Origin of the sequence: Pseudoalteromonas sp. KAN5 (assembly GCF_022846535.1) — a bacterium.
Classification (GTDB): domain Bacteria; phylum Pseudomonadota; class Gammaproteobacteria; order Enterobacterales; family Alteromonadaceae; genus Pseudoalteromonas; species Pseudoalteromonas haloplanktis.
This window is the reverse complement of record NZ_AP025589.1, coordinates 3,636,593-3,657,874: the sequence shown is the minus strand read 5'-3', so window position 1 is coordinate 3,657,874 and position 21,282 is coordinate 3,636,593. Positions and strand designations below refer to the sequence as shown.

The following is a 21,282-nucleotide window of genomic DNA, read 5'->3' as shown; positions in this document are numbered from 1 at the left end:
TTAACCCAAGCCTTTTGCATATCAACTGGATTGAAAAAACAATTCAATTTAGGTACTTATAGCCAAACTAGCGCAAAATGCTGAATTCGTATCTTAGGCTAGTTTGGCAATCTATTTAATTATTAGCGGCTTTAGCTCTATCTATAGGTGCTTGAGTTGTTAAAAACTGGGTAAAACACGGGTTTTGTGTTTCATCTTGTACACTGTAACCCAAACGGTTTAGATGCTCGTTAAATACCTCATATTGAGTTGGCTCAATAGCAAAACCGGCTAATACATTACCCATAGACCCACCATGGTTGCGATAATGAAACAGCGTAATATTCCAATTGCTGCCTAACGTATCTAAAAAGCGCGCTAATGCACCTGGATATTCAGGAAACTCAAAGCGTAATAAGCGCTCATGGAGCTGCTCTGGCGCTTTACCACCAACCATATATCGTACATGTAACTTAGCCAGTTCGTTATCTGATAAGTCACAAAATTGATAGCCATTGGTAGTCAAATCCGCTTTCAACTCATCTAATTCTTGCTGGCCTTGACGCAAGGCAATACCCACAAAAATTTGTGCTTCACCGGGACCAGCATAACGGTAGTTAAACTCAGTAATTGCACGGCCGCCTAATGAGGCACAAAACTGTTTAAAGCTGCCTTTCTCTTCATTAATGGTCACTGCAAATAATGCTTCGTTTTTCTCCCCCAGTGCAGTACGTTCAGCTACATAACGCAGGCGATCAAAATTTAAATTTGCGCCTGATAGTATAGCCGCCAAATGCAGGCCTTTATGACCGGTTTGTTGGCTCCACTTTTTCAGCCCTGCAGTTGCAAGTGCACCGGATGGCTCTGCGATAGCACGGGTTGAGACAAAAATATCTTGCATTGCAGCGCAGATCTCATCGCCCGTGACAGTCACCACTTCATCACAAAACTTTTGCGCTAAACGAAAAGTTTCTTCACCGATAATTTTTACCGCTACCCCGTCGGCAAAACTGCCAACTCGTTCGAGTTCAACAGGCTTACCCGCTTCTAGAGCCGCTTGTAAACAAGCACTTTCGTCGGCTTCAACGCCAATCACTTTAATATCAGGCCGTAAAGATTTGATATACACAGCCATACCAGCCAGCAAGCCACCGCCGCCAACAGGAATAAACACCGCATCAAGTTGATTAAGCTGCTGCATTAATTCACGAGCAACAGTACCTTGGCCTACAATTACATCAGGATCGTCAAACGGCGGAACAAATACGCCATTACGCTGCTCTGTAAGAGCTAGCGCATGCGCTTTAGCAGCATCAAAATGATGGCCATGTAATACAACTTCACCACCTAACGCACGCACAGCGTTAACTTTGATCTCAGGAGTCGTGACTGGCATCACAATGGTTGCTTGATGGCCCAGATGTGACGCACTAAGCGCCACACCTTGTGCATGATTACCCGCAGATGCGGTGATCACCACCGAGCCCTTAGGTAATTTTGCTAGTTTGTTATATGCACCACGTAGTTTAAATGAATAAACGGGTTGTTGATCTTCTCGCTTTAGCCATACTTGATTACCAAGGCGAGCACTGAGTTCAGCCATTTCGCTAACCTCAGTCACTTTTGCCAGTGGTTCCATATTAGCTTGGATAATAGCGCGAAAATAATCGAGCTCTTGAGAAACCATAATTAGCTAAGCTCCTCCAGTTTGGCTAAATCACGAACCGCGCCTTTATCGGCACTGGTTGCAAGTAGCGCATACGCTTTTAACGCAGAAGATACATAACGATCACGATTAAGCGGCTTATATGCCTGCTTACCACGAGCAAGTTGTTTTTGCTTACGTGCTTCAAGTTCTTCATCTGTTAACGCTAAGGTGATTTCACGAGTCGCAATGTCGATAATAATTTTATCGCCATTTTCAACGTACGCAATCGCACCACCACTGGCGGCTTCTGGTGACACGTGACCAATTGATAAACCAGATGTACCACCAGAGAAACGGCCATCAGTGATCAAGGCGCATTTTTCAGCCAAACCTTTTGATTTTAAGTAACTGGTTGGGTAAAGCATTTCTTGCATACCAGGGCCACCTTTTGGACCTTCATAACGAATAACGACAACGTCACCGGCTTTCACTTCATCATTCAAAATGCCTTCTACTGAATCATCTTGTGATTCATATACCACAGCGGTGCCTTCAAAATGCAGCATTTCATCAACTACACCAGCACTTTTTACGATACAGCCATCCACAGCTAAGTTACCTGATAGTACCGCTAAGCCACCATCTTGACGGAATGCGTGCTCAACACTGCGAATACAACCATTTTCACGGTCATTATCGCCCTCATCCCAGCGACATTCTTGGCTCATTGCTTTTGTGGTACGAATACCTGCAGGGCCAGCACGGTAGAACTTTTGCGCGGCTTCATTATTAGGATCCGTTGCATCCCATTTTTTAACCAACTCAGCCATGGTCATACCGGCCACATGATTTACAGATAAATCAACTAAGCCTGCTTTACCCAGCTCCCGTATTATTGCCATCATGCCACCAGCACGGTGTACATCTTCAATATGATATTGCGCGGTTGCAGGAGCAACTTTACATAAAAATGGGGTTTTACGAGATAACTCATCGATGTGCGACATATCAAAATCAACACCGGCTTCTTGCGCGGCCGCCAACAAATGCAATACGGTATTTGATGAACCACCCATTGCAATATCGACCACCATTGAGTTCATAAACGCTGTTTTGTTAGCAATGGCACGAGGCAATACATCTTGATTATCTTTTTGATAATACTCACGGCAAAGATCAACAATACGTGCACCCGCTTCAACATACAGTTGTTTACGGTCTTTATGAGTAGCAAGGGTAGTACCATTACCCGGCAAGGCCAAACCTATCGCTTCTAATAGACAGTTCATTGAGTTAGCGGTAAACATACCTGAGCATGAGCCACATGTAGGACATGCAGAACGCTCAACCTGCTCTGAGTCGGCATCACTCACTGAGGTATCGGCGCCTTTGACCATGGCATCAACTAAATCAAGTTTAATATCGATATTAGCAAGCTTAGTTTTACCAGCCTCCATCGGACCACCCGATACAAAAATAACGGGAATATTTAAACGCAGTGCGGCAAGCATCATCCCTGGGGTGATTTTGTCGCAGTTAGAAATACAGATCATCGCATCGGCACAGTGGCCATTAACCATGTATTCAACCGAGTCCGCGATTAAGTCGCGCGATGGCAATGAGTACAACATGCCGCCGTGACCCATTGCAATGCCATCATCAATGGCAATAGTATTAAATTCTTTTGGTACACCACCAGCTTGGGTAATGGTTTCGGCCATTAATTCACTGAGTTGATTAAGATGAACATGACCAGGTACAAATTGCGTGAACGAGTTTACAACTGCAATAATTGGTTTACCAAAATCAGTATCTGTCATTCCTGTTGCACGCCATAATGCACGTGCGCCTGCGCGCTTTCGACCTTCTGTTGTTGTTGCACTTCTTAATTTAGCCATAGTTACCTCAGTGTTTTGCAGCACCTTTATCAGTTGCTGACATCCTCATTCTTAAAATTTTATTGCTGTAGGAAAAACCCACAGCCCTGTTGATTATGTTGAGCAGCTGCTTAAACGGCTTGCTGCTGTAAATTATTTTGTAACGTTACATGCTTTACGTCTACTAGCTTATTCAGTTGTGTCGTTAAAAGATAGATAGGTTTATCACTATCGACTGTCATCGCTACGTGATAGTGACCATCATCCATATTGAGCTGAAAATGGGTTAAATCAAAACCACGATGGCGAACTACGCGTAAAAAGCGCTCAACGGCAACACTCTGGTTTTTTAAGGCGACTGTTAAACTGTGTTTCATTTTGCACTCTCCGTCATCATTTCATCGTTGGCTGCACCTGGCGGTACTAACGGCCAGACATTTTCTTTATCGTCAATACAGGCATGCACTATATAAGGACCATCACTGTTTACTAATGCTGCGATCGCATCATCGACTTGATCAGCACGGGTAATAGTTTGTCCCGGAATACCAAATACAGCTGCTAACTGCACAAAATCGGGGTTATCTGATAAATCAGTTTCAGAATAACGCCCTTCAAAAAACAACTCTTGCCACTGGCGAACCATACCTAAACGTTGGTTATCTAAAATTAATATTTTTACCGGTAAATTGTTACGGCGTATCGTTGCTAACTCTTGAATGTTCATCATGATTGAACCATCACCTGAAACGGTGATCACAAAATCATTAGGGCGTGCTACCTGTGCGCCAATTGCTGCTGGTAGGCCAAAGCCCATCGTGCCGGCTCCACCACTGCTTAAGTGGTTACTTGGGTGACTAAACTTCATGTGCTGTGCCACCCACATTTGATGCTGACCTACATCACAGCAAACAACACCATTACTTGGCATACGTTGACTAAGTTGATTTAATAAATATGGGGCAAATACTTTTTCACCCGGGTAGTCATAGCGCCACGCATGTTGTTCCATCATTGCTTTAGTGTGATCTAACCACGCCTGCTCAGTAACAAAACACGAAAGCTGTGGCAATGAGGTTTTTAAATCCGCAATTAACGACGCTTTAGCAGGTTTACGTTTACCGACTTCTGCTGCATCTATATCTAAATGGATTACTTTTGCTTTGGCTGCAAACTTACTTAAGTTACCCGTTACCCGATCATCAAAGCGTGCACCGATACATACTAATACATCGCACTCTTGTACTGCTAAATTTGCGGCTTGTCCGCCGTGCATCCCTAACATACCTAAATTAAATTCGTAATCAGGCAATACACTACCTAAGGCTTTTAGTGTTGATACTGCTGGCATGTGAGTTTTTTCTAAAAACTGCATTAACTGCTTTTGCGCATCTGCCGCCTGTACGCCACCACCTACGTAAGCAACTGGGCGCTTCGCTTCACTAAGTAATTGGTTGGCTATCGCCACTTGATTTGAATCTAACTCGGGTAAGTAATCATCTCCTGCCAGCCAAGGGTGAAAGGGGACTTGCGCCATTTGAATGTCTTTTGGGATATCAACCAATACAGGGCCTGGACGGCCTGATTGTGCTAAGTGCATGGCTTCTTGTAATATTTCAGCTAAATCTTCAGGGCGCTCAACCATATAGCTGTGTTTAGTACACGACAATGACATACCCAATACATCGATTTCTTGAAACGCATCAGAGCCGATTGCTGCAGTAGGTACTTGCCCAGTGATTGCTAGTAATGGCACTGAATCCATCATCGCATCAGCAAGCGCAGTGATTAAGTTAGTTGCACCAGGCCCTGAAGTTGCAAAACAGACCCCAAGTTTACCCGTGCTACGCGCAAAACCAACCGCCGCAAATCCTGCACCTTGTTCATGACGAGTAAGGTAATGCTTAACCGGCGCGCCATACAGCGCATCGTAAATTGGCATTATGGCTCCACCTGGGTAGCCAAAAACTTCATTTACGCCGTGTTTGGCTAATAAATCAATTGTTAACTCTGCGCCTGTCATTAATAAATCCTCATTCCTCAGTGACATGTCTAAACTTAATTACCCATTCTAAACCCTGAAACTAAAAAGCCCCCCGGACTGTTAAGTGCGGGGGGCTTTTTCAATGCTTCTCTTTTTTAAAGCACTAACAAGCCCCCGCGGTAATAATAATTACCACGACGTTAATTAGGACTAGGTTTAGTGCATTTATAAGCATGTAATCGATACCAAAATTTGTTTGTTCGCACGAGGAACTTTTACCTCCCCGCCGTCTTTTTCTATTAGTACCGCGATGGGAGGGTTAAGTCAACCTTAAAATCAATCCAATATTCATGTAAACACCGACCTTTAAAGGCATAAAAATCCAACATAGACACATAAATAGATTAATTTTTCTCATATGCGAAACATTTGATATTTCATACCTCCTTATAACCAAATAGCGGTTTGATTAATTTTTGACGAACTCGTAATTAAATTATTCTTTTTAAATCGTTTCACTCAGGAAATGCCCAGTTACTCCTCAGTATTTCTTAAGTATTGGCTTCTACCATCTCGCCATTGAATTATATATGAGTTGTGAATTTATGGTCGTCAGTCAATTTCTCCGCACGGGTATTAACAAACGTTTTTACATTACCTGTAGTGCCAACGTATTTATTATTGCACTCGCAAGCTACTACTGCTTAGTGATTAATATTCCTTTCATGCAAGGTGCTTTTACAGCCATTACCACCCTACCAGCTTTCTCTTGGTTGTTTTTGCTGTCAGTACCGTTGTTGTTACTGTGCTTATTAATTATTTTTTTCTCTTTGCTATCGAGCCGCTGGTTGCTCAAACCCGTTAGTTACATTTTATTACTGTGTTCTTGTGCCGCTTTATACGGCACCTTAAATTACGGTGTGGTATTTGATTACTCAATGATCCAAAACACCTTTGAGACCGATAGCCAAGAAGCCGTCAGTTATCTCAACCCGCAATTTATGCTGTTTTTTACCTTATTTGCCCTTCTACCGTTACTAATTTTGATTAAAACAAATGTGCGATTTAGTCCTGTTACACAAGAGCTGCTGAGTCGTAGTAAGTTGGTACTTGGTTGCCTTGCTTTAATCGCAGTGATTGTATTGAGCTTTTATGCTGACTACGCAGCAACAGGACGTAATAATCAGCTCTTAAAAAAAGAGTTAATTCCATTTCAGTATTTAAGCAGTGGCTACAAATACCTGCGTGATCAATGGTTAGTGACAAAAGAGCCATTTAAAATACTCGATTCCACACCAACACTTATTACCCCAGCACAAACACAAGTCACGGTGATTGTGGTAGGTGAAACAGCTCGAGCTGCTAATTTTGCATACCAAGGTTATGCACGTGACACCAACCGTTACACTCGCCCCTTCAATGTCACATACATGAATAATGTCGCCTCGTGTGGCACCGCAACCGCAGTGTCTGTGCCTTGTATGTTTTCGCAGCAACAGCATACGAACTTTTCGCGAAGTGAAGCAGATAACCAACAAAACATACTGGATATCGCCGCAACGGCTGGTGTAGATGTACTATGGATAGACAATAACAGTGGTTGTAAAAATGTCTGTAACCGCATAACCACTCTCACTCCTGATGATTCGCTTTGCACCCAGCAACCTTGCTATGACGAAGCATTACTCGCGCCACTTAGACGTAAACTAGCAAATTTGAGCCAAGCAAATACTGTGATTGTATTGCATATGATGGGCTCTCATGGCCCGACTTACTTTCAGCGCTATCCTGATGACTTTAGGCTATTTACTCCTACTTGCGATCGTAGTGATATTCAAAATTGCACTAACGAGCAACTGGTTAATACCTACGACAACAGCATTGCCTACAGTGACTACGTCAACAGCCAAGTTTTACAACAACTAAGCGAACTCCCTAACAGTATTGATAAAAACTTTATTTATGTTTCAGACCATGGTGAATCACTGGGCGAAAATGGCGCTTACTTACACGGCTTCCCGTACAGCTTTGCGCCAGCAGAGCAAACCCACGTGCCTTTGTATATTTGGGTAGGGAAAAACAACCAACGCATCAGCCAAAACTGTTTACGTTCACTCGACTCACAGCCAGCGTATTCACACGATATTTTATTTCACACTTTGGCAAATTTTATTGGCCTTAAAACCAGCACCTATGAAGCCCAATTAGATTTGCTAAACACCTGTAACACTCTTAATAACAAAGCGGTAAGCAACCATGAATAATGCAAAAACAGTACTCAAACGCCAAGGACTAATGCGCCTTATATTTACCTTACGCCACACTTTTAATGGCTTAAAGTGGATGACCCGCTTTGAAGCTGCATTTCAACAAGAACTCGCATTATTTCTATTGCTAGGTGCGTTTGCTTGGATGCAGGAGATAGCCACCAGCAATAAGCTACTTTTAATTGCCAGCTTGTTGTTTATATTATTTGCCGAGTTAGTGAATACCGCCGTTGAAGTGGTGGTTGATCGTATTGGTACTGAGCATCATGAGTTATCAGGTTTAGCAAAAGATATAGCCTCTGCCAGTGTGTTTATTGCCATGCTGATCAGCACACTTATTTGGTGGGCAATCTTATGGGCATAACACAGAAACTTAACCTAAATCACCTACCAAGTAAGCTGGGTCCCTACTGGATATTACTAACATTTTTTGGCTTATCGTTAACAACACTAACCTTAGCTCGCTTTGGCCTATGTGTTTGGCAAGGTGAGCGCGTATTTAGCTCTCATGCTTGGCTTAATATTTTTGTTGGCGGACTGCGTGTTGATATCGCAACCTTAAGTTATATTTTAATGCCTGCTTTACTGCTTATTATTGTCGCTTCAGCACTGAGTAAGCAATACATGACTCGCAACATCATTAAGTACTACCTGTTACTAATGACCGCGCTACTGGTCTTTTTTGAAGTGATAACGCCAACCTTCATTAATGAATATGATTTGCGTCCTAATAGGTTGTTTATAGAGTATTTAATTTACCCTAAAGAAGTCTCAAAGATGATTTTTTCAGGCTATAAAACAGAGATAGTCTGCTCACTGTTGTTGCTGGTATTAGCTATAAAAGCAGCTGCAATAATATTTGCTTCACAATGGCAAAACCGCGCTCAATTATCGACACTAAAGCATACGATAGTGGTCATCTTACTATTATGCTTAACGACTCTAGGCGCACGTAACTCTATTGGTCATCGCCCTTTAAATCCCGCTATGGTGGCATTTTCGACCGATCACTTACTTAATGACCTGAGCCTCAATTCGCTTTACAGCGTGGCCTTTGCAATTAAACAGCTCAGTAATGAACAATCCAGTCAAGACTTTTATGGCACGATGGCAGAAGAGCAATTACTCACAGAAGTACGTAAAAGCATGCAAAATCAACAAGCTGACTTTAACAATAGCAACGCACCAACAAAGACTTTTCATCAAGCTGCGTACCAAGGTAAACCTAAAAACTTAGTGATCATACTACAAGAAAGTTTAGGCGCACGTTACGTGGGTACGTTAGGCGGCTTACCTTTAACTCCAAATATAGATAAACTTTACCAGCAAGGTTGGGGATTTGATAACTTATATGCAACGGGCACCCGCTCAGTACGAGGCATAGAGGCTGTTATTACCGGATTTACGCCGACCCCTTCACGTGCAGTCGTAAAACTTGATAAATCACAACGTGACTTTTTTACTATCGCTGATTTTCTTGCTAAGCAAAACTACCATACCCAATTTATTTATGGCGGTGAAAGTCACTTCGATAACATGCAAAGCTTCTTTTTAGGCAATGGTTTTGAGCAAATTGTTGATAGTGATGATTTTGCCAACATTGACTTTAATGGCTCATGGGGTGCATCCGATGAAGATCTATACACACAAGCAGATATAGAGCTGACTAAGCTACAACAGCAAGGTAAGCCTTTTTTCAGCTTAGTGTTCTCAAGTTCAAATCATAGCCCTTATGAATTTCCTGATAATAAAATTTCACTCTACGACAATGACAAACAAACCCGTAATAATGCCGCTAAATACGCAGATTATGCACTGGGTACATTTATTGAAAAAGCCAAAAAATCAACCTACTGGGAGGATACTGTATTTATAGTCATTGCCGATCACGATTCACGGGTTTCCGGCGCCAGTTTAGTGCCTATTGACCACTTTCGTATCCCTGCGGTGATCTTTGGTAAAGGTATTGCAGCAAAGCGCGATCACCAGCTAGCCAGCCAGCTTGATATTCCAGCCACGTTATTGTCGTTAATTGGCGCCAGTGGTGAGCATCCAATGATAGGCCGCGACCTTTCACAAGCCATCGCCAACAATGAACAACGTGCGATGATGCAATATGATAAAAACTTTGCCTATATAACAAAGCATCACCCTCAAGGTAATAAAGTGGTTATTTTACAACCACACAAACCCGCGACGTCTTATCTTTATAGTGAGAGTAAATTAGTCCCCATTAGTAATGATCAACAACTAGTAAAACAAGCTCTTGCTCATGCAAACTTTGGTAACTTAGCCTATCAAAAAGGCTGGTATCATTAATCTTTAAGCCTTGCTAAAGTAGTAAGGCTTATTCGTCAGTTTATAAAGTTAACACAATGAAAATACTGGTAATAGAAGATTCTGAACCACTTAGACGCAGCTTAGATGTTGGCCTCAATAATCTTGGTTTTACTGTTGATAGTACAGGGGATGGATCTCATGGCTTAAGCATGGCACTCAGCGGCGATTATGATCTCATTATTCTCGACCTAATGCTACCAAGTGTAGATGGCATGAGTATTCTTAAAGCACTACGCAGTACCTCTAGCCAAACCCGTGTACTTATTCTATCTGCCCGCTCAGAAGCGCAAGATAAAATAAACGGCTTGATGACTGGTGCAGATGATTATTTAACTAAACCTTTCTCATTTGAAGAGTTGCATGCCAGAGTGCTGGCACTTTCTCGTCGGGGTCAACTGCACAGCCAACAAAATACCTTAAGTGTTGGTGATTGCGTGTTAGATTTAGGATTAAAAACTCTGCATTATCAAGGGCAACCTGTAAACCTAACCCGCAACGAGTATAAAATTATTGAATGCTTATTTGGCGCAAAAGGCCGCGTATTGGGGCTTGAAATGATCAGTGAAGCTGTTGTCGGCCAATTTGATATACTGTCAAAAAACGCCCTCGAAGCGCATATTTCTGCAATACGTAAAAAAGTCCGCCAGCTTGGCGGGGAACTCCCTATTAAGAACAAACGAGGGTTCGGCTATGTTGCCTCACAAGACTAAGCTTCATTCGATTAAACGAAAACTAGTAAATAATATTACCGCTGTGATCTCATTGATCTTAGTAACTATTTTTTTAACGGTCGATTTAAGCGTCGATTCTTGGGTCGAGAATCAATTCAATCAATCCTTGTCCAATAAAGCAAATTACTTAAAAACCTTAGTAAAAGATCATGCGGGCAAACTGGAGTTTGATTTTGCCGGTGAGTTTATGTCTGAATACGAGCAAGCTAATGCCAGCGAGTTTTATCAATTGTGGCACGAACAACACACCTTCGAAAAATCCGACTCGTTACAGATCTATCCAGGCGTCGACTTACCTAATATAGATATTCCGATTAATGAATTTAAAATTATTGATTACACTCTACCAAATGGTGAAGAAGGGCGAGCGATGATCAGTCACTTCATTGCTCAGCAAGAAGACGAAAGTGCACGTAATAGTGGTCATTTTAATACTATGGTATTAACAATTGCAGCACCAACTTCAGCATTAAATAAAGTGTTAATCATTATTGATGTCGTATTTTTGCTTACCTGTATTATTACAGTATTTGGCGTACGCTACTTAGTTACCCGCATCGTCAATCGTGGCCTCTATCCACTGAATAACTTAAACGAACAAATTAAACAACTCGATATCACTGGCGCCTCACAAACCATTAAAAGTGACTTTAAGGTAGAAGAGATAGAGCCTATTCGTAATGAGCTCAATAAATTCATCACCACCAATCAGCAGCTCTATCAAAATGAAAAACGCCTTACTAGTGACATTGCTCATGAGTTAAAAACCCCTATTGCAGAGCTAATTAGCCTCTCTGAAGTGGCATTGCGCTACCCCAACGATGAACGCATAACCAGCACCTACACCAGCGATATACTCGCCATTTCGCAGCGCATGAAAACCATAGTTAATAATCTTCTATTATTACAACGAGCTGGTAGCAGCGCCATTGAACTAAACCTTGAAAAGCTCAATTTAAGTGAATTTATAAATGACCTCAGTAACGAACTGCAGTTTAAGCACCCAGATATTGAACAACGATTACAACATGATATTGCCGTGGACCTGCTTGTTACAGTAGATAAGTTTTGTTTGCATACCATTTTGACTAACTTACTCGATAACGCACTATTTTATGGTGTACCTGGCCAAAGCGTTAATTTACGGGTTGAGCAGTTTGCAGACAAAACGACTATTACTCTCTGCAATGCCCTTACAGAACCATTAAGTGAACAACAACTAGAAGCGATTTTTGATCCGCTTTATCAACTAGATAGTTCACGAACGAACAACCAGCGTCACGGTTTAGGGTTATCGATAGTAAAAAGTTTATGCAACTTAAACCACTTTAGTATCAGCGCTAAAAATAAACCGGATACTCGCTTAGCACTAATTTTAACATTACCTAGATAGAATATTAGTTTATATTATCTCGGTAATTTATTAATAAGGACAATTATGAACCTCACCCAACGTATTAGCAGTTACTTTATTTTATCGCTTTTCCTGTGTATTAGTTTTGCCAGTCATAGTGAACCGGGCCTTTGGCAAATCGAGAAAAACGGTATTAACAGCTATTTATTTGGCACCGTGCATGTAGGTGATGCCAGCATGAAAGGTCTACCAGAGAAAGTCACTAAAGCCATTGATGCCAGTGATAAAGTAATTGTTGAAGTTGATATCAGTGCAATTAGCCCAATGGAAATGCAACGACGCTCTATGCCGTTTATGATGCTAAAAAATGGTAAGACCCTGCAAAGTGAGTTATCAGAGCAAAACTACGCTAAGTTAAAAGAATACTTCAGCAAAAAGTCGATAGATATTGCGATGTTTAATAACCTAGCCCCATGGGCGGTAATGGTAACCATGATGCAAATGGAATTCCAAAATGCTGGATTTTCTGATCAAACAGGTATCGATAAGCAAGTACTTGCTTACGCCAAAGATAAGAATATAGCAGTGGGCGAGTTAGAAACCCTTGAATATCAAATGGAAATGTTTAACCACATGTCATTGTTAAGCAATGAGATGATTGAAGAAACGTTTGAACAACTTGCCGACGTAGAAACCTATTTTATTACCTTAGTGGATGCGTGGAAAAACGGTGACATGGTCACGCTAACTAAGTATTACAATGAAAGTTTTGACGACAGTAACTATGGTGAGATCAGCGAACAAGTGATGCTGATTGAACGTAACAATAATTGGGTAACAGAACTCACGCCACGCATCGGTAAAGAAAAGTTATTTATCGCCGTAGGCGCCCTACACTTACCAGAGCAACACGGTTTATTAAAACAATTTAAAGACCAAGGTTTTACAGTAACTCGTCTTTAATGACTCACAAATAGACACTTCATCTGCTTGGCTAGCAATAGCCAAGCGGGCTAATTTATTGTCCTCCCTCATTTACTACTCATTCCCTTTTTCTTTGTGCAAAAAAATTTAAGTAAGTTATTCACAAAGAGGTTAAGAGACGCTGCGCTTTAGAGGAATATAGAAGTAGCTGCTGCGCTAATATCGTAAGGACACTGAAATTATAAAAGTGGCCGCCTGCTTCCTTTAGAAGTCGATATCAGCTCCATCACCTTTACCGCCTAATAAGCCTCTCAATAACCCCCCTAGTATCCTAAGCAACCAGATTATAAGCTCAATAGGAAACTCAACTATAAGTTCAAGCTTGTCAATTATAGCGCTTTCTGAAACACGCTTACCGCGTTTTTTGCTTGGCCAAACAAGGTAAGTAAAAAGATAAAAGACAAACCCTGCAAACAAGTATGTCCAGTCAAAATGGACAATTAGCATCCCCATTATCAAAAAAGTGCCAGCGATAAATCCCAACGTCGCGACGGCTATCCTTATAGATTCCATAGTTAATTAACCTCCCTAAGCTCTAAAATGAAATGACATCCAGTTGATTTTTTCATTTTAGATTATGACCAAAAAAAGCTGACAAGTTTACACAATATACTTTTCAACAATACTTATTGACAGAAATAATTAGTCACAAAGAGCTTAAAAGGCGACAACTAGCTTGAAAAAAGCGGCAAGACAATAGCTGGCTGAACTGGCAAGGTAAGAGAAAAAAGCCAACTGCTTTTTTGCCCATTTAATTGCCTTGATATATTTTTTATACCATAATCCGGTATATATTGGTATTTAAAAAGTTTTACATTATGGCTAAGAATACAAGCGTAACATTAGGCGAACATTTCGATAAGTTTATAAATCAGCAACTTAACTCAGGTCGTTATGGCTCAGCAAGTGAAGTAATACGTGCTGGTTTAAGAGCCCTAGAAGATCAGGAAATAAAGACAATGAATTTACGCAATATGCTAATTGACGGTGAAAACAGTGGCGTTGCGGATTACTCGTATGATTCTTTGATTTTAGAGCTGGACAAAGATAACCACTAATGTCGCAATTCGAAGTATCAGGAAAAGCCAAAAGCGATTTAATAAAAATAGCCAAATATACTCAGTTAACTTGGGGTACAGCGCAAAGAAATGACTATTTAAAACTGTTAGATAGTACTTTCCAGCAATTAGCCGACGAACCTATGCTGGGAGTTCATTGCGATTACATAAGGGAAGGTTATCGAAAACGGCCTCAAGGTAGTCACGTAATTTATTATAAAGAACATAAAACAAAGCAAATTTTAATCGTGAGAATATTACACAAAAGTATGGATGTTAACCGCGCGCTCTGAAAAATATAACGAGCCTGTAGAATCACTTGTTTCTAATTTATTGTTATTGATGGTTCAAACATAGCCGAGTTGCTATTTTGCCCCCATCATTTACTGCTCATTCCCTTCTCTTTGTACAAAATGTGTTTAAGTGAATTACTCACAAAGAGGTTAGGCAACTAGATCCTGAGGTTGGCGTAGGTCGTGCTTTAGCGCGTCAATTACAATAACTAAAGCTGTCGCCATAAATGACGACCTACTATGTGCTAGGTTTGTCGTTGGGTTTCGTTGCACTCAACCCAACCTTGTATCTACGGTGATAAACTTAACGCCGAGCTGCTCTGGTTTTTCCTAGCGCCTAGTCCCTAGAACCTTTCTCTACCCCTAGCACCTTCTCTACCCGCTAAAATCTGCCATATCTAAGTAGTGTTCAATACCGGCTATTTTATCTTTGGCGTGGTGGTTTACATAAATCACTGTGCTACTGCCTGCGGCGCATATTTTTTCGATTAGCAGTAAAACACGCTGTCGATTGGCTTCATCAAGCCCTAAGCATGGCTCGTCTAAAATCAGTAATGTTGGGTGTTTTACCATAGCGCGGGCAATTAACAACATGCGTTGATCGCCGTAAGACAGTTGAGTAAATGGGGTATTTTTAAATTCACTTAAGCCCAATAGCGCTAACCATTGCATGGCAAGGTCAAGCTGGCGTTGTGTTGGCTTTTGATACAGGCCTATACTGTCGTAAAAACCCGATATTATGGTGTTGAGTGCGCAGATACTAACGCGATAGTCCATGTGCAAGGCATTGGAAATATAGCCTATATATTGTTTGATTTGCCAAATGCTTTCGCCACTGCCACGCTGAAAACCAAATACCTTGATATCATTGTTGTAACACTGCGGATTATCGCCGGTGATTAAGTTAAGTAGGCAGGTTTTGCCGGAGCCATTTTTACCACTTAACTGCCAATGTTGCTGTGCTTGGATTGTCCAATTTAAATTGCTAAAAATAATCTGGCCATTATAACTGACGCTGGCATTTTGCAATCGTACTAACTCAGGATCATGAAACGCAGGGGCGCTGTGCTGCATATCTTTGTCAGGAATGGTTAAGTCTGTATGCGCTAAATGTAATAGTTTAAATAAGTCATCGCGCTGTTTTTCGTCAGGGTTTGCGAGCTGATACTGCAATTCACCGGCAATTACATAGCCATAATGACTAATAAATGCTGGGATTTCAGCTAAACGATTAAGTACAAAGACCATGGTCATACTGTCGCTTAGCGCTGCCAATATGGTATTTAATCGCTCAGTACTTTCAACATCTAAGCCATCAAAGGGTTCATCAAGCACGATAAGTTCAGGGCGATTACTGAGTGCTTTGATCAACATCAACTTGCGTGTTTCACCTGTGGAGAGTGCGCGTAAACGTTGCTTAAGTAATGGCTCAAAAGCAAACCCAGTAATTAGCTGCTGGCATAACTGCTCATCAAAGTTTGCACTTGCTTGTTGATAAATTAATTCTGACACTAATTTAGGATCAGTTTTACCATCGGTGATATCATCTTGGTCAACTAATAACTCGGCGGCAAGTAATTGCTTTTGCATGTCTGAAGAGACTATTTCCATACGCTCAAAATCACAACGTCGCGTACCACTGACAATATTAGCCTGATCGAGTAGGACTGCAGTAATGGCTGATTTACCAGCTCCGTTACCACCAAGTAGCACCCAATGCTGATTGCTATCAACCTGCCACGTTAAGTTACTTAGCGCGAAGCTCACGTGTTCATCGACGCCTAGATTAGCCGTTACATTATTAAGTTTAATTGACTTCACAGTACTTCCTATCAACCCACCATAGTTAATTACTTAGTTTGAAAGTACATGACTTTAATAAACATGGCTATAGAATAAAATTCACACCGTTTAAACCTTTTTAAATTTGCTCACGTCTAATCTATAAAGCCAACAACAATGAGTAACAATAATGAACATACTTAGCACCATTAGCCTAGCCGCACTATTATTAACCAGCAGTGTTACAGCCCATGCCGAGCAAAAAATTGAACGGACGTTTGATGTCACGGCCAATCAAGCATTGGCAATCAACGTTCCGGTTGGCAGTTTAGAATTTAGCACTCACCAAGGTCATCACGTTACGGTGTCGATTGAACTCAAAGCAAAAAATGACAGCTGGTTTAGCGATGATGTGGCACTGGAAGATATCACTTTAAAGCATCAACAAAATAACGATACGCTGAGCCTGTCGATTGAAAATGACGAAGTACAACAAAACTGGCAGGTCAGCCTACCTACAAGCATGGCTATAGATATAGAGTTAGGCGTGGGCGATATTGAACTCACTGATTTTGCTAACACAGCTAACATCGATGTTGGTGTAGGGGCTGTAAGGATCAGCAGTGCATTAGATGATTACCAAACAATCACCCTTGATAGTGGCGTTGGCGATACCAAGGTATCAGGAATGAAAAATGATGCTAAGCATAGCCGCAAAATGGTGAGTTCAACCAGTAAATACCGTGGTGATGGCCAATACAGTATTAATGTTGAGGTTGGTGTGGGCGATATCAAAGTTCGCCACTAGCAGCAATCAGCCCTTATCAAAGACATGTATAAGGGCTTTTTCAATCTCACTCACTCCAAATGGTTTATACACATGAGCGTTCGCGCCTAAATCATACGTACGTTCTAAATCGCTGGCAGCAGTATTAGCTGTAACAACTATAATTGGGGTCATTGAATGAAGCTCTTGGCGAATTATATCAATTGCTTGAAAGCCATCCATCACTGGCATATTTAAATCCATAAAAATCACATCAAAGCTATTCTCAGTGACTTTTTCTGTTGCAATTAGACCGTTTTCAGCCGTTATTACACTGTAGTTAAAGTTGCTTAAAATACGCGATAAAATCGTCGCATTTAGTAAATTATCTTCCACTACTAAACAATTTAACGATGCCGGTAATAACGCGGGCTCTGCTGTTGATTCTAATTCAGCCAGTGGCATGCGGATCTTAACTTTTGCGCCATGAGGCGATAGATCCTTAAATTCAATTCCCCCTTGCATAGCACTAATAATATGCTGAACGCGTACTAAACCTGTTTGTAAGCCTTGAAAGTTATTGTCGCTATCTGTGCTATCTAGATTTAAATAAGGGTAATTTTGTGCAAACCCAGCTCCGCTATCCGTCACCGCAATGTGCAATTGACCGTCCCGATAGTTTACTGATATTGCAATTAAACCCTTGCTGGTATATTTAATCGCATTACTTAATAGTTCTGTGATCACTTGCTGTAAACGCTTATGATCTAGCATGACATTTTGATTTAAGTCGGCACTTAAGTTTACTTCAAGTTGTAGATTTTTAGTCTCACATGCATAGTTAAATGGAGTGATTACGGATTCAAGGCTCGTCAGTAAGTTTTGCATAACTGGCTTTAGTTGCCACTGGCCTGCATTAAATTGTTGTAATTCGTGCAGCTCATCCAACATAGTAACAATCCTACTAGCACAATACTTAGCTTGCTTTTGCACTTGTTGTTGGTTTGCTGGTAGCTGTAGTTGCTCAATCTAATTAACAAGCCCTTGTAATGGCGTCCTAAACTCATGGCTTGCCCGTGCAATAAAACGCTCTTTGTAATGGCTGATCTGTTCTACTTGCGCTTTTTGTTGTTGATACTTATTGATCGTCGCTGCAACTAAGTGCTCCATTGGCCGAAAGATAAATTTCAACTCAATAAGTAATAAAGCCAATGTGGTAAACCAAAAGCTTAATTCTAGGTAGGATAATAGTTGTGACTTCTGTTGTGCGTGCTGCTCAAATAAAGTAACTGCTCCATCCAGATCTTTCAGCAATGCTTCGCTATCCGCTACATGAAATAACTGATCTACTGTTCTGGCATTACGATTATTTACTATTAATTGCGCTTTATCTAAATATGCTTGGGCGCTTTGCGCAAGGTTTACTGGTGGAGAAAAATAATAACTAACGAGCTTATCGTTTAAATACGTATAACCACCATTTGCTTGCTGTTGTACTAAAAGTGCATGGCCCGCAGTAAACTCTGCAATTGCTTGCTCTAAAACTGCAAGATGCAACGGCGTATCTAAGCCTGTTTCTGTTATTAGTGCATTACTATGCCACGCTATTTTTTGCGATAACATACGCTGCTTACCCACTACGTTAATAATATGCGCGTCGTCTTTTTGCACAAACAGCATATACTGAATTAACAGTGCGGTTGCAGTACTGAGGATGGCAATCGCTAATAATGCCCAACGGTAGCGAGAGCGAATATTAGCAATGATTTGAATCATAAGAGGCTCTTTTTCTGTTAAGTGTAGCCCAAGCCTAATAATCTGACACTGTGCACTAATAGAATCAAGCCCATTTTAATCTGAGCTTGGTTCTACCAGCTTTATTTACTACCTATTTTCTAAACGATTATAATCAAATAAGCCGTATTCTACGCCACGGTATTGCTGAGCAACCCGATGCAAAATATCGCTGTATTGCCAAAACTGCGGGTGGGTACGGCGAATAGCAAATTGGCTCTTCAGTGCCCTATAATCGGCCTCAACCTGCATCATTGGTAACTGCTCCGCAAAAGATGCAACCTGTTGCGGATTGTTCAAATACCAAATAGCTTCAGGGTAATCACCAATAAAACCTGGCACGATTGTGACTGTGTCCTCTGCGTAAGCTCGCTGCCCTTCTTCGTTTAATAAGCTCGAAATATTATAGTGAGCATTGTGGTGGATCAAGGTATACGCTTGATGCTCTTTATCACCATCTTTGACTAAAATATAAGAGATTTGTGGCAGTAGATTAACGGCCTTGGCGGGCATGTTATTTAACTGCTGTAACGGCTCTGGAACCTGTTTATAGTCATAGCGAGGGCTAAGCACTGGTTTTAAAGTTTGCTTAATTAACCCATACAACTCGTGTTGTTGATCTTGAGTTTGATACTCCACCCCAGTTGGTTGGCTAAAGCTCTCACCGCTTTTAAAAAATTCAGTAAGACTTGTTGGCGATTTACGATACCAGTTTGCTTTGAGCTGTTTACGCTGTTGTTGTGGTAGCAGAGCTAAAAAGTTTTGCTCGCCCTCAAGACGGAGGAAATCCATGTACAAACGCGTAATGAGCTGATGGCCTATATTGCCATACACATCAAACCCCGCCACCAGCAAATAGTGAATACGTTCGAATAATGCATAATCCAGTACCCACATGGTTTTCGGCTCTTGACCTATAAAGCCTTTAACTACAGTCGCACTATCGAAATGGCGAAATATAGTCAATGCGGCATTATCATTAACCCCTTCACCACGCCATAACACGTCGGTAGTAAGGTTTTCGCCATTTTTGAACATGCTATTTGCCAGTTTTACTTTTGCTTCAAGGTAAGCACTTTGTCGCTGTGAATATTTTACCCAACTTGAAATTGGTAAAGCATTACTTTCTTCGGCGGCAGGTAGCGCCAGTGCATCTTCATGTTGCATTAGCATTTGCCCCACTTCTGGTGTTGCAGCCTTATCTGGATCTGCAAACGCCACCCAAAAATGGTCGTTAATAACATTTAAAGCAATTTGACCACGACATACTGGCCCCTTGATAAAGCCCATAATAATCAACTCAGCTTCATCAAGCATAAATTGATACTTAGATTTAGTAGGGATTGCCGCAAAGGATTTAAATGGATTCGATGCTACGTCAGCCGTATAACTCGGCATTTTTTCAACTTTGTAATCAGGTTCAATAAACTGATGATATAAACGTGCTAACTTTGTATCATCCAAGGCAAGTGGTAAGTGTGTTTTGGCCAAAATAGTTGATCTATCATGCATCAAACGGTAATACACTCGCTCTACCTTAGGATCATCGTATGGACGACGCGTATTGACCAATACAATATCTTGCCCTGGCGGGGTCGTTGAACGCACTAGTTTAAAGAAGCTTTTTTCGCCATCTTGTGCAAAGTAAATATGCGCCAAATACCAATGTTCAAAGATATAGCGCGCAGCTAACTGGTGCTTTAAACCATCTTGATTTAAAAAGCTTTCCCAACGCTGAGCCTGTGCAAGCACGGTTTTACTTGGCGGTTTAATATGCGCCATTTTACCACCGTTTTTAAGCCAATTCTCTAAGTGCTTAAATTCGGTTCGTGAAATACCCGGTAATCCGTAAGGCATCCCCGCATGCGGCTGGCTATCAGCCAAACGGTCAAACTCCCCTATCGAAGCGCAACTTTGGGAACGATCTAGTGAAAAATCAAACTCATCATCAAGCACACCTTCTTCCGGTAAAGGAGAACTCATTTTCAGCACAAGACTGTTATATAACACGCTGCCTGCAAGATTAGCTTGTTCTGATTGCTCTCGCTCATTGAGCACTGGGGCAAAACCTTTTTCTCGCCATTGACTGGTTTGTGTCGCATCAAACAGTAAGCGGCTCGGTGTTGACGCTAACAAACGGGTGCCGTCATACACAAGCTCTTTACTTAAGCCACGGTCGATCCCTTCTGGCGATGATAGTTTTAACTGACATGGCGCATCATAGCAACCGTGACACACCACACAACGGCTTTCAAGTACAGGTTGTACATGCTGTAAAAATTCAGCGCCACTGCCCGTGTTATGAGCAACAATACGTTGCTGCGTTTGCTCTGGGCCAAAAAGCTCATCGTAATGAGCTGCACCTAAATAAGCGCAGCCACTTAGCACAATAAACAACATGCTTAATAAAAAAGGCTTTTTCATC

18 protein-coding genes are annotated in these 21,282 nt (G+C 41.4%); 9 read left to right on the top strand and 9 right to left on the bottom strand.

What is annotated here, in order from left to right; all coding sequences use genetic code 11:
• Positions 1 to 115 precede the first annotated feature (115 nt).
• The 4 genes from ilvA to ilvG all read right to left on the bottom strand — a co-directional run bounded on the left by ilvA (position 116) and on the right by ilvG (position 5,527).
• Positions 116 to 1,666, bottom strand: coding sequence for a threonine ammonia-lyase, biosynthetic (gene ilvA, locus KAN5_RS16250; RefSeq protein ID WP_138555556.1), 1,551 nt, complete (start codon positions 1,664 to 1,666; stop codon positions 116 to 118).
• 2 nt (positions 1,667 to 1,668) lie between these two features.
• Complete coding sequence (gene ilvD / locus KAN5_RS16245) at positions 1,669 to 3,525, bottom strand: dihydroxy-acid dehydratase (RefSeq protein WP_016709585.1); 1,857 nt, start codon at positions 3,523 to 3,525, stop codon at positions 1,669 to 1,671.
• Positions 3,526 to 3,635: 110 nt separating this feature from the next.
• Positions 3,636 to 3,881 (bottom strand): acetolactate synthase 2 small subunit, encoded by a 246-nt coding sequence (gene ilvM / locus KAN5_RS16240; RefSeq protein WP_016709586.1) that lies wholly within the window; start codon positions 3,879 to 3,881, stop codon positions 3,636 to 3,638.
• A complete protein-coding gene (gene ilvG, locus KAN5_RS16235; protein WP_016709587.1) occupies positions 3,878 to 5,527 on the bottom strand; it encodes an acetolactate synthase 2 catalytic subunit in 1,650 nt (549 codons plus the stop codon). The genes ilvM and ilvG overlap by 4 nt, the downstream gene beginning before the upstream one ends.
• Positions 5,528 to 6,078: 551 nt before the next feature.
• On the opposite strand from ilvG, the gene KAN5_RS16230 reads away from it, so the two are divergent.
• The 6 genes from KAN5_RS16230 to KAN5_RS16205 are packed head-to-tail and all read left to right on the top strand — an operon-like array spanning position 6,079 to position 13,143.
• Complete coding sequence (locus KAN5_RS16230; protein WP_244390116.1) at positions 6,079 to 7,752, top strand: phosphoethanolamine--lipid A transferase; 1,674 nt, start codon at positions 6,079 to 6,081, stop codon at positions 7,750 to 7,752.
• The gene (locus KAN5_RS16225; protein ID WP_016709589.1) at positions 7,745 to 8,119 is read left to right on the top strand and encodes a diacylglycerol kinase; all 375 of its coding nucleotides are present in this window, start codon (positions 7,745 to 7,747) and stop codon (positions 8,117 to 8,119) included. Before KAN5_RS16230 ends, KAN5_RS16225 begins: the two co-directional genes overlap by 8 nt.
• Positions 8,110 to 10,074, top strand: coding sequence for an LTA synthase family protein (locus KAN5_RS16220; protein ID WP_244390115.1), 1,965 nt, complete (start codon positions 8,110 to 8,112; stop codon positions 10,072 to 10,074). Before KAN5_RS16225 ends, KAN5_RS16220 begins: the two co-directional genes overlap by 10 nt.
• A 56-nt stretch (positions 10,075 to 10,130) precedes the next feature.
• Complete coding sequence (locus tag KAN5_RS16215) at positions 10,131 to 10,805, top strand: response regulator transcription factor (RefSeq protein ID WP_016709591.1); 675 nt, start codon at positions 10,131 to 10,133, stop codon at positions 10,803 to 10,805.
• Positions 10,786 to 12,219 (top strand): ATP-binding protein, encoded by a 1,434-nt coding sequence (locus tag KAN5_RS16210; protein WP_016709592.1) that lies wholly within the window; start codon positions 10,786 to 10,788, stop codon positions 12,217 to 12,219. The genes KAN5_RS16215 and KAN5_RS16210 overlap by 20 nt, the downstream gene beginning before the upstream one ends.
• Before the next feature lie 45 nt (positions 12,220 to 12,264).
• Positions 12,265 to 13,143, top strand: coding sequence for a TraB/GumN family protein (locus KAN5_RS16205; protein ID WP_138555561.1), 879 nt, complete (start codon positions 12,265 to 12,267; stop codon positions 13,141 to 13,143).
• A 225-nt stretch (positions 13,144 to 13,368) separates the two neighbouring features.
• On the opposite strand, the gene KAN5_RS16200 is transcribed toward KAN5_RS16205, so the two are convergent.
• Positions 13,369 to 13,677, bottom strand: a complete 309-nt coding sequence (locus KAN5_RS16200) for a hypothetical protein (protein WP_016709594.1) — start codon at positions 13,675 to 13,677, stop codon at positions 13,369 to 13,371.
• 305 nt (positions 13,678 to 13,982) lie between these two features.
• On the opposite strand from KAN5_RS16200, the gene KAN5_RS16195 reads away from it, so the two are divergent.
• Together KAN5_RS16195 and KAN5_RS16190 are read left to right on the top strand one after the other, a co-directional pair.
• The gene (locus KAN5_RS16195; protein ID WP_138555563.1) at positions 13,983 to 14,222 is read left to right on the top strand and encodes a type II toxin-antitoxin system ParD family antitoxin; all 240 of its coding nucleotides are present in this window, start codon (positions 13,983 to 13,985) and stop codon (positions 14,220 to 14,222) included.
• The gene (locus tag KAN5_RS16190) at positions 14,222 to 14,515 is read left to right on the top strand and encodes a type II toxin-antitoxin system RelE/ParE family toxin (RefSeq protein WP_244390114.1); all 294 of its coding nucleotides are present in this window, start codon (positions 14,222 to 14,224) and stop codon (positions 14,513 to 14,515) included. Before KAN5_RS16195 ends, KAN5_RS16190 begins: the two co-directional genes overlap by 1 nt.
• A 375-nt stretch (positions 14,516 to 14,890) precedes the next feature.
• Here the strand turns inward: KAN5_RS16190 and KAN5_RS16185 are convergent, their stop codons facing one another.
• The gene (locus KAN5_RS16185) at positions 14,891 to 16,336 is read right to left on the bottom strand and encodes an ATP-binding cassette domain-containing protein (RefSeq protein ID WP_244390113.1); all 1,446 of its coding nucleotides are present in this window, start codon (positions 16,334 to 16,336) and stop codon (positions 14,891 to 14,893) included.
• A 151-nt stretch (positions 16,337 to 16,487) separates the two neighbouring features.
• On the opposite strand from KAN5_RS16185, the gene KAN5_RS16180 reads away from it, so the two are divergent.
• Positions 16,488 to 17,105 carry a hypothetical protein gene (locus KAN5_RS16180; RefSeq protein ID WP_244390112.1) on the top strand — a complete coding sequence of 206 codons (618 nt, stop codon included), beginning with the start codon at positions 16,488 to 16,490 and terminating at the stop codon, positions 17,103 to 17,105.
• A 6-nt stretch (positions 17,106 to 17,111) separates the two neighbouring features.
• Here the strand turns inward: KAN5_RS16180 and KAN5_RS16175 are convergent, their stop codons facing one another.
• From KAN5_RS16175 to KAN5_RS16165, 3 genes are all read right to left on the bottom strand, one after another.
• Positions 17,112 to 18,014, bottom strand: a complete 903-nt coding sequence (locus tag KAN5_RS16175) for a response regulator (RefSeq protein ID WP_244390111.1) — start codon at positions 18,012 to 18,014, stop codon at positions 17,112 to 17,114.
• Between the two features lie 78 nt (positions 18,015 to 18,092).
• Entirely contained in the window at positions 18,093 to 18,839 is a 747-nt protein-coding gene (locus tag KAN5_RS16170; protein ID WP_244390110.1) for a type IV pili methyl-accepting chemotaxis transducer N-terminal domain-containing protein, read from the bottom strand.
• A gap of 108 nt (positions 18,840 to 18,947) precedes the next feature.
• On the bottom strand, positions 18,948 to 21,281 hold the full coding sequence (locus tag KAN5_RS16165) for a fatty acid cis/trans isomerase (protein ID WP_138555568.1): 2,334 nt from the start codon (positions 21,279 to 21,281) through the stop codon (positions 18,948 to 18,950).
• Between the last annotated feature and the right edge of the window lies 1 nt (position 21,282).

Coding starts and splice junctions, on each gene's coding strand:
- ilvG (WP_016709587.1), bottom strand. CDS start 5,527: ATGACAGGCGCAGAGTTAACAATTGATTTATTAGCCAAACACGGCGTA.
- KAN5_RS16180 (WP_244390112.1), top strand. CDS start 16,488: ATGAACATACTTAGCACCATTAGCCTAGCCGCACTATTATTAACCAGC.
- KAN5_RS16165 (WP_138555568.1), bottom strand. CDS start 21,281: ATGAAAAAGCCTTTTTTATTAAGCATGTTGTTTATTGTGCTAAGTGGC.
- KAN5_RS16225 (WP_016709589.1), top strand. CDS start 7,745: ATGAATAATGCAAAAACAGTACTCAAACGCCAAGGACTAATGCGCCTT.
- ilvA (WP_138555556.1), bottom strand. CDS start 1,666: ATGGTTTCTCAAGAGCTCGATTATTTTCGCGCTATTATCCAAGCTAAT.
- KAN5_RS16200 (WP_016709594.1), bottom strand. CDS start 13,677: ATGGAATCTATAAGGATAGCCGTCGCGACGTTGGGATTTATCGCTGGC.
- KAN5_RS16220 (WP_244390115.1), top strand. CDS start 8,110: ATGGGCATAACACAGAAACTTAACCTAAATCACCTACCAAGTAAGCTG.
- KAN5_RS16170 (WP_244390110.1), bottom strand. CDS start 18,839: ATGATTCAAATCATTGCTAATATTCGCTCTCGCTACCGTTGGGCATTA.
- KAN5_RS16175 (WP_244390111.1), bottom strand. CDS start 18,014: ATGTTGGATGAGCTGCACGAATTACAACAATTTAATGCAGGCCAGTGG.
- KAN5_RS16205 (WP_138555561.1), top strand. CDS start 12,265: ATGAACCTCACCCAACGTATTAGCAGTTACTTTATTTTATCGCTTTTC.
- KAN5_RS16195 (WP_138555563.1), top strand. CDS start 13,983: ATGGCTAAGAATACAAGCGTAACATTAGGCGAACATTTCGATAAGTTT.
- ilvM (WP_016709586.1), bottom strand. CDS start 3,881: ATGAAACACAGTTTAACAGTCGCCTTAAAAAACCAGAGTGTTGCCGTT.
- KAN5_RS16215 (WP_016709591.1), top strand. CDS start 10,131: ATGAAAATACTGGTAATAGAAGATTCTGAACCACTTAGACGCAGCTTA.
- ilvD (WP_016709585.1), bottom strand. CDS start 3,525: ATGGCTAAATTAAGAAGTGCAACAACAACAGAAGGTCGAAAGCGCGCA.
- KAN5_RS16230 (WP_244390116.1), top strand. CDS start 6,079: ATGAGTTGTGAATTTATGGTCGTCAGTCAATTTCTCCGCACGGGTATT.
- KAN5_RS16190 (WP_244390114.1), top strand. CDS start 14,222: ATGTCGCAATTCGAAGTATCAGGAAAAGCCAAAAGCGATTTAATAAAA.
- KAN5_RS16210 (WP_016709592.1), top strand. CDS start 10,786: ATGTTGCCTCACAAGACTAAGCTTCATTCGATTAAACGAAAACTAGTA.